This window comes from Companilactobacillus ginsenosidimutans, assembly GCF_001050475.1.
Taxonomy (GTDB): Bacteria; Bacillota; Bacilli; order Lactobacillales; family Lactobacillaceae; genus Companilactobacillus; species Companilactobacillus ginsenosidimutans.
The window spans coordinates 1,790,591-1,804,641 of sequence record NZ_CP012034.1; the positions used below are offsets into that span (position 1 = coordinate 1,790,591).

At 37.8% G+C, this 14,051-nt stretch carries 14 protein-coding genes and 1 other annotated feature (1 of these 15 cut by a window edge); of the genes, 6 read left to right on the forward strand and 8 right to left on the reverse strand.

The window, feature by feature from the left end; genetic code table 11:
* Positions 1-197: 197 nt before the first annotated feature.
* From ABM34_RS09020 to ABM34_RS09030, 3 genes are all read right to left on the reverse strand, one after another.
* On the reverse strand, positions 198-1,133 hold the full coding sequence (locus tag ABM34_RS09020) for a DMT family transporter (RefSeq protein WP_048705153.1): 936 nt from the start codon (positions 1,131-1,133) through the stop codon (positions 198-200).
* A 70-nt stretch (positions 1,134-1,203) separates the two neighbouring features.
* Positions 1,204-1,485, reverse strand: a complete 282-nt coding sequence (locus tag ABM34_RS09025; protein WP_048705154.1) for a putative quinol monooxygenase — start codon at positions 1,483-1,485, stop codon at positions 1,204-1,206.
* 43 nt (positions 1,486-1,528) lie between these two features.
* Positions 1,529-2,896 carry an amino acid permease gene (locus ABM34_RS09030; RefSeq protein ID WP_048706497.1) on the reverse strand — a complete coding sequence of 456 codons (1,368 nt, stop codon included), beginning with the start codon at positions 2,894-2,896 and terminating at the stop codon, positions 1,529-1,531.
* Between the two features lie 163 nt (positions 2,897-3,059).
* Between ABM34_RS09030 and mmuM the strand changes: the two genes are divergently transcribed.
* The 4 genes from mmuM to ABM34_RS09055 all read left to right on the forward strand — a co-directional run bounded on the left by mmuM (position 3,060) and on the right by ABM34_RS09055 (position 7,763).
* The gene (gene mmuM, locus ABM34_RS09035; protein WP_335337487.1) at positions 3,060-3,989 is read left to right on the forward strand and encodes a homocysteine S-methyltransferase; all 930 of its coding nucleotides are present in this window, start codon (positions 3,060-3,062) and stop codon (positions 3,987-3,989) included.
* Between the two features lie 1,014 nt (positions 3,990-5,003).
* On the forward strand, positions 5,004-6,425 hold the full coding sequence (locus ABM34_RS09045) for an NAD-dependent succinate-semialdehyde dehydrogenase (protein WP_048705157.1): 1,422 nt from the start codon (positions 5,004-5,006) through the stop codon (positions 6,423-6,425).
* A gap of 123 nt (positions 6,426-6,548) precedes the next feature.
* The gene (locus ABM34_RS09050; protein ID WP_048705159.1) at positions 6,549-6,974 is read left to right on the forward strand and encodes a MarR family winged helix-turn-helix transcriptional regulator; all 426 of its coding nucleotides are present in this window, start codon (positions 6,549-6,551) and stop codon (positions 6,972-6,974) included.
* 141 nt (positions 6,975-7,115) lie between these two features.
* Complete coding sequence (locus ABM34_RS09055; protein ID WP_157023289.1) at positions 7,116-7,763, forward strand: nitroreductase family protein; 648 nt, start codon at positions 7,116-7,118, stop codon at positions 7,761-7,763.
* Positions 7,764-7,803: 40 nt separating this feature from the next.
* Here the strand turns inward: ABM34_RS09055 and ABM34_RS09060 are convergent, their stop codons facing one another.
* From ABM34_RS09060 to map, 4 genes are all read right to left on the reverse strand, one after another.
* A complete protein-coding gene (locus ABM34_RS09060) occupies positions 7,804-8,118 on the reverse strand; it encodes a hypothetical protein (protein ID WP_048705164.1) in 315 nt (104 codons plus the stop codon).
* A 9-nt stretch (positions 8,119-8,127) separates the two neighbouring features.
* The gene (locus ABM34_RS09065) at positions 8,128-8,718 is read right to left on the reverse strand and encodes a nucleotidyltransferase family protein (protein WP_048705166.1); all 591 of its coding nucleotides are present in this window, start codon (positions 8,716-8,718) and stop codon (positions 8,128-8,130) included.
* A 233-nt stretch (positions 8,719-8,951) separates the two neighbouring features.
* Positions 8,952-9,164: a hypothetical protein gene (locus tag ABM34_RS09070; RefSeq protein ID WP_048705168.1), complete on the reverse strand. Its 213-nt coding sequence runs from the start codon at positions 9,162-9,164 to the stop codon at positions 8,952-8,954.
* 129 nt (positions 9,165-9,293) lie between these two features.
* Positions 9,294-10,127 (reverse strand): type I methionyl aminopeptidase, encoded by an 834-nt coding sequence (gene map, locus ABM34_RS09075; protein ID WP_048705169.1) that lies wholly within the window; start codon positions 10,125-10,127, stop codon positions 9,294-9,296.
* A gap of 101 nt (positions 10,128-10,228) precedes the next feature.
* Between map and ABM34_RS09080 the strand changes: the two genes are divergently transcribed.
* The gene (locus tag ABM34_RS09080) at positions 10,229-11,299 is read left to right on the forward strand and encodes a DNA glycosylase AlkZ-like family protein (protein WP_048705171.1); all 1,071 of its coding nucleotides are present in this window, start codon (positions 10,229-10,231) and stop codon (positions 11,297-11,299) included.
* Between the two features lie 83 nt (positions 11,300-11,382).
* The gene (locus ABM34_RS09085) at positions 11,383-12,186 is read left to right on the forward strand and encodes a hypothetical protein (RefSeq protein ID WP_048705172.1); all 804 of its coding nucleotides are present in this window, start codon (positions 11,383-11,385) and stop codon (positions 12,184-12,186) included.
* Between the two features lie 293 nt (positions 12,187-12,479).
* On the opposite strand, the gene asnS is transcribed toward ABM34_RS09085, so the two are convergent.
* Positions 12,480-13,868, reverse strand: a complete 1,389-nt coding sequence (asnS, locus tag ABM34_RS09090; RefSeq protein ID WP_048705174.1) for an asparagine--tRNA ligase — start codon at positions 13,866-13,868, stop codon at positions 12,480-12,482.
* Positions 13,869-13,979: 111 nt separating this feature from the next.
* Positions 13,980-14,051: a binding site (T-box leader), on the reverse strand (it continues 160 nt past the right edge of the window).

Consider the following 14,051-nt stretch of genomic DNA (forward strand, 5'->3'; position numbering starts at 1 on the left):
ATATCATTAAAAGTTAAATCAAACTTTAACATTTTTGTAAAGTTTATGTAAATCCAAGCTACATCTTTACCGACAATGTTAATAGGTATAAATAAATGAGTATAGTGAATGAATTTCTTTGGTCTGTTTCATGGCTAATTAGACGTTAAAATTCACATACTTTTTAGATTTTCAGATTAAAGTTCCAATATAAATTTTCAAAACAATCGAATCAAACTAACTCCTGCTATCATGACTAATATTCCAATTATCTGTATTGGCGTTATGGGGTTCTTGTTTGATTCTAATAATCCAAATTGATCTACTAATAGACTTCCGGTCATTTGGCCTACTAAGATTATTACTACTGCTAGGCCAGTTCCTAGGATTGGTACTAGGTAGGTATTTCCGAATACGAACAAGGCTCCTATTATGCCTCCTATCCACATCCACCATGGATTTCCGGTTGTTGATTTTTGTATTTGTAGTTTGGGATGCAGGATTAGGTTTAATACTATTAAGGTCAAGGTTCCTACTAGAAATGAGATGAAGGCTGCTTTTACTGAGGAATTTAGGACTACTCCTAAATGTCCATTGATGGCTGTCTGGGAGGCTCCTAACATTCCTGCTACTATTCCTAACGTTCTCCAGATCCAGAGTCCTTGTGACTTTGGTTCGTCGATGTTTTGTTTGTGGAATTTACGGATTATGGTGTCCATTCCCACGATAAAAATTACTCCTAGGATTACTAAGATTGCTCCGAAGGTTCTTGTGATTGTGAGGGATGCTTGTTTTGATTGGAATAATCCGAAGTTATCTATTACTAGTCCCATGATTATTTGGCCTAATATGGGAAAAATTACCGTCTGTACGCTTCCTAATTTGGGAAACAGTAAGATGTTAGAGGTTAGGTAAATTACGCCTAGGAAGCCTCCTATCCAAATCCATATGGGCTGACTACTAAATAAGTTTGATGAAAAAAATATTGTGTGATTAATAAATAACGTTATTAATGCTAAAAAAATTGTTCCCAAAGCAAACGATGTTAATGATGCTAAAAATGGTGATCCTAATGACACTTTTAGTCTTGCGTTGATGCTGGTTTGCATGGGTAGACCAATTCCGATTATTACGCCAATAATTACTGCTAACATTTTTTCACCTCAATATGTTCAAGTGATTTCAGTATAGCGCAAAAAAAAGACCTCTTGTCGAGGTCTTTTTCTAGTTATCCATACGGATTATTTCGGGATCCTTGGTTACATAATCTCCAACGTGTGCTAAAAATTCTTGGAAATGTGCTGTGCCATTATGTGATTCAACGGCTGCGGCATCCTTCCAGTGTTCGATGATTTCGTATTCATCATCTGTTCCGAGTTTTTTGAAGTGTCCGTAATCTAGGTTACCAGCTTCTGCTAGTGAACCTTGGACTAATTTATCGATAAATGCTTCGTATTCTGATTCTTTTCCTGGTTTAACTGACAAGCTTACGTTAATAACTTTCATGCCACACACTCCTCATTTTAATTGTTAAGTCTAGTATATCGCTTTAATCGTTAATTTTCTCACTAACTTCACGACGTTTTTTCAGAGCGGTTTTTCCATAATATACACCGTAGCAAATTGCGATGAACGGAATCATGTAGAACAGGGCACTACGCTGATTTGGATCGAAGACGATGAGGAAACATGACAGTAAACTCATAATAAAAGCTGCCCATGGCACGACTGGATACCAAGGAGTTTTAAATTTTAATTCGGAAACCTTATGTCCAGACTTAATGAATTGTTTACGAAAATTGATTTCTGACAAGGCAATTGCCATCCAGACGATAACAACTGCTAATCCGGAGATTGATACTAGTACCAAGTAGACAGTCGAAGCTGCTACAACACTGGAAACAAGTGCTAGAATTCCTCCGACCATGCTGACGCATAAAGCTATCATAGGCACATCGTGCGAATTAGTTTTAGCATATTTAAGTGGAATCATGCCTTCATGTGCCAAGGACCATAGCATTCTTGTTGAGGCGTATAGTCCGGAGTTTGCTGCCGACAAGATTGCTGTTAAGACGACGAAGTTCATTAAATCCCCAGCGAAGGGCAGGCCAATACTCTTGAAGACGAGAACAAATGGACTTTGGTTAACACCAGCTTTTTGCCAAGGAATTAAGGCTGACATGACAACGATACTTCCTATAAAGAAGATGACCAATCGGATCAAGGTTGTATGAATTGCACGAGGCAAATTCTTAGCTGGGTCTTTAGTTTCTCCAGCAGTGATACCTATCAGTTCTGTTCCGGAAAAGGCAAAGTTAACTGTTAACATTGTCGTGAAGACGGCATTGAATCCATTGGGAAATAGTCCATCTTTATACAAGTTGGTGAACATTGGAGCATGAGAATAACCTTTAATGTGGATGACTCCGAAGATTGCTAGGAAACCAACTATTATGAAAAGGACAATCGCGATAACTTTTATACTTGAGAACCAGAACTCTGTTTCGGCGAAGAATCTGACTGAAAGAGCGTTTGAAATGAAGATGACTGCCATAAAAGCAGCACTCCAAATCCATGTGGGTGAGTGTGGGAACCATTGTTGCATGATTAATCCAGCAGCAGTGAACTCAGACCCCAAAGCAACGGTCCAAGTTAGCCAATATAAGATAGCTACTGTAAAACCAGTTCCGGGTCCGATGAATTTATCGGCGTAAACGTGGAATGAACCAGTTTCAGGCATGGCAACTGATAATTCACCTAGACATAACATGACTAAATAAACCACGATTGCTCCAATCCCATATGCGAGGATAGTTCCAATTGGTCCTGCCTCGTGGATTGTGTAACCTGAGCTTAGAAAAAGACCAGTACCAATAACTCCACCAAGAGAGATCATTAGCAGGTGGCGAGATTCCATATTTCGTTTTAGTTTAATATGTTCATTGTTTTCATTTTCCACTTACATTCACCCTACTTGAAATTTTAAAATTAAAATACTATTAAAAAAAGTTAATAATGTTTACAATATACTTCATAAAGATTTATCGCAAGACAACATTTTAGACGGAGGAGCGGTGAAAGTGACTGATTTAATTTCAGAAAACCTACAAAATAAAACCGGTTTAGTAATTGATGGTGCCATGGCAACTGAACTAGAGAAGCGTGGAGTTGATACAAACAATGATTTATGGTCAGCGACAGCTTTGATTGAAAATCCAGAAGCTATCACAGCTGTTCATAAAAGTTATTTTCAAGCTGGTGCAGACATTGCTATTACAAATACGTACCAAGCTAACATTTCAGAATTCATGAAAATGGGTATGACCAAAAAAGAAGGTCAAGATCTGATAATCAAGGCCGTTAAATTGGCAAATAAGGCAAGAGTCGATTATTTCCGTTTACTACACAAAGAGGATAGGGATGTTAGAGCTGCCCACCCACTAATTGCAGGAAGTGTTGGGCCTTATGGAGCCTATCTGGCAGATGGAAGTGAATATCGAGGAGATTATCAACTTTCAGAAAAAGAGTATTTCGACTTCCATAGATCAAGAATGCAGCTATTAGATAAGGCAGGAGTGGACCTGTTTGCTTTTGAGACACAACCAAACTTTGACGAAACAAAAGCCTTAGCGCATATGTTGAAACTAGATTTTCCAGATCAACACGCATGGATGAGCTTTAGCATCAAGGATCCAGAAACACTCTGTGATGGAACACCGTTACAACAAGCAATTAAGTACTTCAATATTTTTGACCAAATTTCAGCTATTGGGGTAAACTGCACCACATTAGAAAACATCGAACCAGCAATCAAAAATATTCGTGCAGTAACTAAGAAACCAATCGTAGTATATCCAAACAATGGAGATATCTATAATCCAGAAACAAAAACTTGGAAGGCAAATAGACAAGCAGAAACATTTACCGACCTAACACCAAAGTGGCTAGATGCAGGTGCTCAACTAATCGGGGGTGCTGTCGAACAACACCCGAAGACATACAACAAGTAGCAAACTATATCAATAAGTAACCCAATATATAGTGTTTAGACCATACGTTCCCACAATATGTTCCACATGAAACATTGTTAGCAAACTAATCATATAAAACAATCAATATCGCAATATATCATATTTGAAGTATCGATATTTTTCATAATCCAGTATGATTAAAACATAGCGTTATCGATGGTCAGGGGTATTTGCTATCAAACTCTCTCTTCTTTTTTTATTACGAAATATTCCAACTTGACCTAAAACACCCATAAAACAAGGGGTGTTTTTTTATACCATGAATTTGATCCTCAATGACCCGCGGATTAATTACGAAGTAATTAGACGTACTAGTTATGAATGTATTTCTAAACAAACAGAAGAGTAGAGAAAAACATCATCAAGAGTAGAATTTGAACCTAAGTTTCTTGAACTTCATTGAGGCTAAGGTGAGATGTTAATACAAAGAAAATCAGACTAATAAAATAATATTCAACAAAACTAAAGTGAGCAGCCACCCCACACAAAAAGAAGATGTATTGACCAGATATAGCCCGGAGGGCAGGTTCCGCGGGGGCCCAAGCCGTGGCGTTTTCCTTTGCTTGCCAAAGGGCAAGCTTAGTAAAAAACCGAGTTTTGAGATTTTCGTGCACTTCGAAAAGCTCAAAATCGTGTTCACAGCGACCACGGCCCCCGCGGAACCTGACCGCAGGGAGGCAGTGAACCCACTCAACAAAACAACCAAAACAAACACTTGCCTTAGACCACACTCGAAGGTCTACCCTAAAAACAGATAAAAAATAAAAATAATTACCAATCTGGTCTATACAACGCAAACAGCATAGCACCAACAAAAATTCACAAATAAAATGTGAAAAAGTCCAATCTGCCTAATAAATTTCTAATAATTCATTTGACAAATGTAAGCGTTTGAGTTGAAATAATTGTAAAAATAAACTGTTAAGTTACAATGAAAGCGTGACTCAAACACAATTATTATTTTTATTTTTTTAAGATTTAGGAGGAATTAGAATGGCTTACAAAACAGTTAATCCATATAACAATGAGCTTGTGAAATCATACCCTGATGCTACATCCGAGGAGATTGAAAAGGCATTAAGTACGGGACACGCATTATATAAACAATGGCGAGATGAACCAATTGCTGACCGTGCGAAAATTTTGCATAAGATTGCCGACCTCTTGAGAAAAAATGAAGATGAATTGGCAAAGATTGCCACGATTGATATGGGTAAACTTTTGAATGAATCAAAAGGTGAAGTTGAATTGTGTGCTATTATCGCTGACTATTATGCTGACAACGGTGAAGACTTATTGAAACCAACACCAATTTCTACTCAAGCAACTGGTGCTGCTGAAATTCTCCACCAATCAACTGGTGTTTTGATGATGGTTGAACCTTGGAATTTCCCTTATTACCAAATCATGCGTGTGTTTGCACCCAACTTTATCGTTGGTAATCCAATGATTTTGAAACATGCTTCAAATACACCTGGATCAGCTGCAGCTTTTGAAAAGATTGTTAAAGAATCTGGTGCCCCAGATGGTAGTTTGACAAACTTGTTCGCTAGCTACGATCAAGTTAGTGACATCATTGCAGACCAACGTGTTCAAGGTGTTGCACTAACTGGATCAAAACGTGGTGGCCAATCAGTCGCTGCTGTTGCTGGACAAAATTTGAAAAAGAATTCGATGGAATTGGGTGGTTCAGATGCCTTTGTTGTGCTATCTGATGCCGACTTAGATACTGCTGTTGACCTTGCTTGGAGAGTTCGTATCTACAACAATGGTCAAGTATGTACTTCAAACAAGAGATTTATCGTCGCTGATAATTTGTACGATGAATTCTTGGCTAAGTTAAAAGATGCTTTTGCTAAGTTGAAACCAGGCGATCCTATGGATCCTTCAACTACATATGCACCTATGAACTCAGCTCGTGCCAAGGCTAAACTACAAGGTCAAATCGATAAGGCTATTGAGGGCGGCGCAAAAGTTGCCTTCGGAAACGGGCCAGTAGACTTACCTGGTCAGTTTATTCAACCAACGATTTTGACAGATATTTCTAAAGATAACCCTGAATTCTACGACGAATTATTCGGACCAGTTGCTCAAGTATTCAAGGTGGGTAGCGACCAAGAAGCTATTGACCTTGCTAACGACTCTGAGCTTGGCTTGGGTGGTATCGTACTTTCAGGCGACCCTGCACATGGTAGAGCCGTTGCTGCCAAGATTGAAACAGGTATGGTCTTCGTAAACTCATTCCTAGTATCATTGCCAGAGCTTCCATTCGGTGGTGTTAAGGGATCAGGTTACGGCCGTGAAATGAGTCAATTAGGACTCAATGCCTTCGTAAATGACAAGCTTGTCGTAACATCACAGACACCTGACTGGGGAAATCCAGCTGGTGGACTTGCCGTCTTTGGCGGTAAATAATATAAGTAAGCATAATTTATTACTAAACTCGAAATCTGAATGGATTTCGAGTTTTTTTGATTTTATCAAGCTTTATGATGTATCCTTGATGTGAAATGTTAGCAAGCGAAGGGAAGTGTCATTATGGAGATCGACGAATTAATCGATGTACTCTACCGGTTGAAGTTGGCGGACTTGAATATGAGTGAGATGTTCAAATCTCAAACGAACTCTAATTTAACGCGATATGCGATGCTGCTGTACTTGAAGCATGGTGGAGAAATGACACAGACTCACATTCAGAACAAGTTGGAGATCAACAGTTCTGCTATCACTCGCCACTTGAAGAACCTTGAAGAAGAGGGCTTTGTAACACGTGTTCGTAACCCTCAGAATAATCGTGAGGTTATGGTAAATATCACTTCAGCGGCCGAAGGGGAAATTGCTAGTTGTAGCAAAACCCCCGCTGCAAAAAAATTTTTAAAGCTAGTATCTCAAGAATTTACTCCAGCTGAGATTGTTGAACTATCACAATTATTGCAGCGTTTGAGTGATTTAGAACTTAAGTGAGTCTCTACAAAGAGGCTCTATTTTTTTAAAATTGTTTGTGAACATATTTACAAGCAAACGCTTACGTGTTAAGGTTGACCTGTTAACAGTTGACACGTCAATTGAAATATTTGATTAGATAAAATTTTGGGAGATGTAATTATGGATGCTACAAAGAATTTAGTTAACAATGATTTCGCTGATATTATGTTGAACCGTCACTCATATAGAAAATTCAAGAGTGATGTAAAGATTTCTCGAGAAGAGATCTCAGAAATGCTTGAGGAAGCTACTACAGCCCCTTCAGCATGTAACCTTCAATCATGGCACTTTGTTGTTTGTGACAACGCTGAAGGTAAGGAAAAAGCTCATTCAGTTATGATGCCATTCAACTACCCACAGACTGATTCAAGTTCAGTTGTCATTTTCATTTTAGGTGACACACAATCACATTATAAGTATCGTGATGTTTGGAACAAGGCTTGTGACAATGGACAAATCACACCTGAAGAACGTGACAAGGTATTCAAGACATTCTTGCCATTATATGAACATGCTGATCGCCAATTCTTGGAAAAGGATGCAACTATTGATGGTGGTATTATCGCCATGCAATTGATGTTAATCGCCCGTGCCCACGGATACGAAGCAAACCCAATGTCAGGTTACAATTTTGATCAAGTAGCACCAACATTCGGTTTAGACGGTGAGCGTTTTATCCCCGTTACAGCCATTGCTATTGGTAAACCAGATGGTGACTATACTAAGTCTGTACGTTATCCAGTTAATGAAATCACAGACTTTATGTAAAAATTTAGATGGAAAAAGGACGAGATTTTCTCGTCCTTTTTTATTTGGAAAATTTTGCTGAATGTCTATTCTGCATTAAAACCGGGTTTTGAATATATTCAGAATAAATTTTGTAAAACTCATCTAAATCGTTAATGACCTTCATATTTTTGAAATAAGGATCCATATCTTGTACGGATTTGAAAGTTGGTGAATTGGTCTTTAACATGTGTGCTCCGAAATAGTTTGGCATTCCAGCTATTCGGTTGAACAGATCTTTTTTATAGTCTTCAGTAACGTCTAGCCTGTCACTGGATTTGTGGTACGCATACTCAATACCATTATAATCAAATAAAATAATTAAATGAAAGTACATAATTTCCTCCTAGTTAAGTTGTTCGTGTTCATGGCGACTATGTTCCGAATAATTTTGAATCATGTCTTGCGTGTCCCATATTTGCAATTCCCAAGGGAAATGCTTGTTTGAATCTTGAAAGTAGCAGTGTATTGCATGATAGTTTCCATCGTTTCTGTAATAGAACTTATAAAGAATTGAAGATTCCTTTAACCGGTCAAGCAGGTCAAAAATGTCATTATAATCTGGTTCGATGTTGTCTAGTATTATACGAGCGGCAAAAAAATCGTTCAATGTTTTTGATACATATTTGTGTTTGAAAAGATTATGCCTCAATTTACGATTTATCGATTCCCATTTTTTTATTCTGTATCTGAAGTTATATAAAGACTCATATTTTGAAAGTACGTTATTATCTGAACCGAAATAATCTCCCAGATCAGTTAAATATGTTGGCAATGTATGATTGGAAAAATTATCGTCAGATAATGCTTCGTCAATAGTTAGCTTTCTCAAGTTATATATTCCGTCAACAGTTGCATAATAGGACTTTGTAAATTTTAAATATTCATCTTCTAAATCTAAAACCAATTGTTCGATTGTTAATAGTGAGTCATTCAAATGAACTAGCTCCTTCACGTAATTTAATTCGTTAGAATAAATTACGCAAAAACGTCTCAAGTTCTTCCAATAGAATGAGTGTAAATCGTTATATATATTTGGATAATATGCCTATCAATTTACTTGCTAGTCATCAAGATACTTTCTCTTACTTAATTTTTCAAACGTAGAATCAAACTTATCTACGTATTGAAGATAATATTTAAAAAATTCATCCTCACTTTCAATAGGAATTATATTTGTAAGTATTGATCCATAACTTGAACTGAGTGAAATGTTGGACTGTCCGTAGTTAAGTCATGCAATCCGACAGGCTTTCTGTTTTCCACTTGTGAAATTTTATCAAACAGTGATTTTTCGACAGCATCAATATCTGATTGTTTTAAACTCGAAGCATGGTATGCATAAGACTGTTTATCTACATCAATTAATACAATAAAATGCATATATTTTTTCGTCGTTATCAGTCCAATCTTAATGTGCCAAGTATAACAGATATATGTAACGACGTTATGTCAGTGCTGAACGAATTTGAAAAAAACGACTAACAATCTCAGATTGTTAGTCGCCTATTTTTAGTAGTTATTCTTTTTTATATAATCACGTGCCCAAGCTAACATTTTTTCGTCTTCTTCAGCATCTTGTGATGTTAAAATTTTTGGACCATCGTCAGTAATAGCAAGTGTATGCTCGTATTGAGCTGACCAGCTACCATCGGCTGAAACGTAATAGATCCAAGGGTCGTTGACGTCTTTAACTTCACGGTCAGCAATTTCCCATGTTCCTTCGTTGATCATTGGTTCGATGGTAATTGTCATTCCAGCTTTAAGACGTAGTCCCTTGCCTTTTTGACCATAGTGCATAACGTCAGGTTTTTCGTGCATTGTTGGCTGGATTCCATGACCAATTAGGTCACGAACATCGCCATAATCATGTTTGTTTTCTGTGAAGTCTTGGATGGCGAAACCGATGTCACCTAAGCGATTGCCAACGACACTTTGGGCAATTCCTAGGTACAATGACTTTTTAGTAACATCCATCAAGTCTTTTGTTTGTTGACTAGGAGTTCCAACAGCGTAACTCCAGCAAGAATCACTTTCGTAACCATCTTTGTTAACAGTCATATCGACTTTAACGATATCGCCGTCTTTAAGGATTAAATTACGACGTGGAGTACCATGAGCCACTTCATCGTTAACATCGACGCAGGTGGCATATTTATAGCCCTCAAAGCCTTTTTCTGAAGGAGTTGCTCCATGTTCAAGAATATAGTCATTAGCAAAAACTTCAATATCGTATGCTGTCAAACCAGGTTTGATCATGTCGCGAAGTCCCAAGTGAACTCCTGCCAAAACTTTACCAGATTCACGCATACCTTTAATTTCTCGTTCTGATTTTAATGTAATCATAAATAATTGTTTTCCTTCCTAACATAATAATTGTAAACCAAAAAATTGTTATGACAATGGTTTGGTTTATACTTTGAATACAAAATGAGGTGGTGATTGCTTTGAATGATTCAGAATTATTTGCATATCGAATATTCAAACATGGATTGGTGAGTCAGGTGTCTGACATTTTAACCCCATTTACCAGAATAATAGGGATTCAGGCACAAAATCAGCGCGCTGCTGAATTAAATGTGGCACTACAAACCGGTAGTACAATGGAGAAATTGAATAATCTTTATGATTCTGACAAAATTGTGAGAGCTTGGGGACAAAGATGGACGGTCCACTTATTTACCCATGATGACTGGCAGTTGGTGATTAACGCCCGACAAAATGAAAAACTTCCTAATATGTACTTTCGCGGCATTCCTAATGAAATTCATGAAGCGGTTAGTTACATTTCTTCCGTTTTAGAAGACCAAAAAGAGCTAACTCGTGGTGAGTATCAGAAATCAATGATGAGTAAGTTTGACTGGTACAAGGATTGTCCCCACAATACTGATTACACAATTTTTCAAATATTAACAGCTCAAGGAAAGTTGGCCAGCAATCCTCATCATTCACAACAAGGAATGCCATTAATATACCAAGCTGATTTTGTTCGACAGGATCAACTGACTGCCACGACCGAGTTGATTAAGCGATATATTCATGGCTTTGGACCAGCCTCAATCAATGATTTTGTCAAATGGTCTGGGATAAGGATCTCTAATGTAAGACCAGCTTGGGAGAAAGTTGAATCTGAATTTTGTCCTATATTGTGGCGTGACCAAACTTTGTGGATGGATCAAAAGATTGATTCTACTACTTTTGCTGAGATAGAAGAAATGGTTTCTGCTAAAACTGTTATTGCCGCAGGTTTTTGCTCACTAATGACTGGTTATCTGGATAAAAGTTGGTTTGTTGATCCGGATATTCAAAAGAAGATGTGGTCAGTTAATGGGCTTCTCAAAGCACCAATTATTGCGCACGGTAAAGTCGCAGGCAAGTGGAATTACAATTTGACTAATAAAAAGATTAAATTTGAAGTCGAAAAATGGAGCCAATTTAACAGTCGCCAACTGGAACAAAATTTTCATAAGATTGCAAAATTTTTAAATCGAGAATATGACGGTTGTACGGTCATATAATATATTACGGTTTTTTCTTCGGAATCTTCGCAATTATGATACAATTCAAATATAAATATATTTATATTTTTGGGGGAATTTCAATGAAAAAACTAATCTGGTTTGTAGGGATGTTATCGATCGTGCTTCTTGCAGGTTGCTCAAATAACAACTCAAATAGTAGTAATGATAGTGCAACTAAGACTACTAAAACTGAAGAAGCCACTGCGTATCAAAAATTGAGCAGCAATGCTCAAAAGAGTATCAAGTTTAAAGTTATCAAGGGTGAAGAGAACAGCAATAAGAATTATTCTCTTTCTTTGAAGATTCAAAATAAGGGTAACAAGGCTGTTAAATTTGATAAATCTAAATTTATGCTTACGGTTGATGGGGTTAAGAAATTTAGTTCATCAGCCGATGGCAACGTGACAGTTAAAGCAGGAAATTATCTTACCGTTGATGACTTGTTTGAAAATGTTTCTGCTGAAAAATTGGACGGAGTTAAAGTTCAAATTGCATACTTGAATAAGGATGATGTTGTTGCTAGTCCTAAGTTAGAGACCAGTTCAGATAATGACACTGACAGTAATTCTGATGATAGTGCAGCTACTACTCAGGATTCAAATAGTGATCAAAATTCGGGACAAGATAATAGTTCTGCTAATGCTGCTCCTGATACTTCTAATCGTCGTATTGCGGACACTAATGCTGCCGCAGATAGATTTAGAAGAGCACATGGTGACTGGACTGCAGATGATATACAAGCAACTGATAATGGTAGTGGATATACTATTACTGTTAATGGTGAATCTGGTGGTACTGTTGGTTATAACGGTGATGCTACTGATCAGGACGGTAATTACAGTTCTCAAGCAGATGAAGATCGAATTAATAACAGTGGTTATTAATTTTTAACAGTCATTGTTGGTTAATTCTAACCCCGTCGAAATCGACGGGGTTAGAATCCGAACATTAATACAAAAAAAGAGACCTTTCGGTCTCTTTTTGTTTTGGATTTATTTTGTTTGGGGTTCACTGCCATCGGTCGAATACGTTTGCCCCATTTATAGCGGAAACGCGCAAAATCACACTGAGACCTACTGCATAAGTCGTCCAGAGCTGCGGGGGCGTTACGCGCCCCACTCTGCTATGGCCGTCTTATGCTCCGGTCTCAAGGGCGTGTGATTTTGCGCTCTGTTTTTTAAAACTCTGCATTACCTGGTGTTCTAGGGTAAGCAATCACATCTCGAATGTTCTTCATACCTGTTAGGTACATAACAAGTCTTTCGAATCCGATTCCGAAGCCTGAGTGGACTGTGCCGCCGTATTTACGGAGTTCTAGATACCACTTGTATTCGTCTTCGTTTAGTTTCAAGTCTTTGATTTTTTGTTCTAGTAAATCTAGTCTTTCTTCACGTTGTGATCCACCGATTAATTCTCCAATTTCGGGAACTAACAAGTCGGCTGCGGCTACTGTTTTGCCGTCGTCGTTGGCACGCATGTAGAAAGCTTTGATGTCTTTTGGATAGTTTGTTAGGAAAACAGGTTTCTTGAATACTTTTTCACTCAAGTAACGTTCGTGTTCTGATTCAAGATCAAGTCCCCAGCTAACTGGTACGTCGAAGTCTACATCAGCTTTTTCAAGTAAATCGATAGCCTCTGTATATGTAACTTCGGCGAATTTTTCTGAAACAGTGTTTGATAGACGTTCGATTAAGTGTTCATCGATGTTGTCGTTCAAGAATTGAATTTCTTCTTTGGCATTGTCGAACACGTATTGAACAACATATTTAAGCAACTCTTCAGAAACATTGATCTCATCTTGCATGTCAGCAAAAGCCATTTCGGGCTCGATCATCCAGAATTCGGAAGCGTGACGTCCAGTATGAGAGTTCTCTGCTCTAAAAGTTGGTCCAAATGTGTAGACGTTTCTAAGGGCTAGGGCGAATGCCTCAACTTCAAGCTGACCAGAAACAGTCAAGTTCGTTTCCTTTTTGAAAAAGTCTTCGTTGTAGTCGACTGCGCCTTCCTCGTTCTTTGGCACGTTGTTTAAATCCAAAGTTGTCACTTGGAACATCTCACCCGCACCTTCAGCATCTGAGCTGGTAATGATTGGTGTGTGAATGTAGTTGAAACCGTTATGTTGCAAGTATTCGTGGACGGCAAAAGCTGCTAGTGAACGAATTCTGAAAATTGAATAGAATGTGTTTGTTCTTGGACGCAGGTGAGCGATTGTTCTCAAATATTCATAAGTGTGAGCTTTCTTTTGTAAAGGATAGTCGCTGTCTGAAGCGCCTAATTCTTTAACAGAAGTAGCGTGAATTTCAAATGGTTGTTGAGCACCAGGTGTCAAAGCTAGTTCACCAATAACTTCAATAGTAGTGCTAATTGGGAACTTCTTGATGTCATCAAAGTCTTCAAGGTCATTGCTGAAAACAACTTGAACATTCTTCAAGAATGAACCGTCGTTAACCTCAATAAAACCAATTTTCTTTGAACCACGAATAGTTCTGATCCAACCTTCAATGGTGATTTCTTCGCCATCTTTGAATTCTTTAGTAAATAAATCTTTTGCTAAAACTTTTTGCATAATGTATTTATTAATCTCCTAATCTTGAATTTACAATAGGAACATAATTTTAAGAAGATCACGATCTTTGTGACCGCAGGGCACAAAAATAGACCTTCCACTCCCTTGGTTAAAAGGGACGAAAGGTCTTTCCGCGGTACCACCCAAATTGTTTTCATACGAAAACATCTCTACAAGCACAAA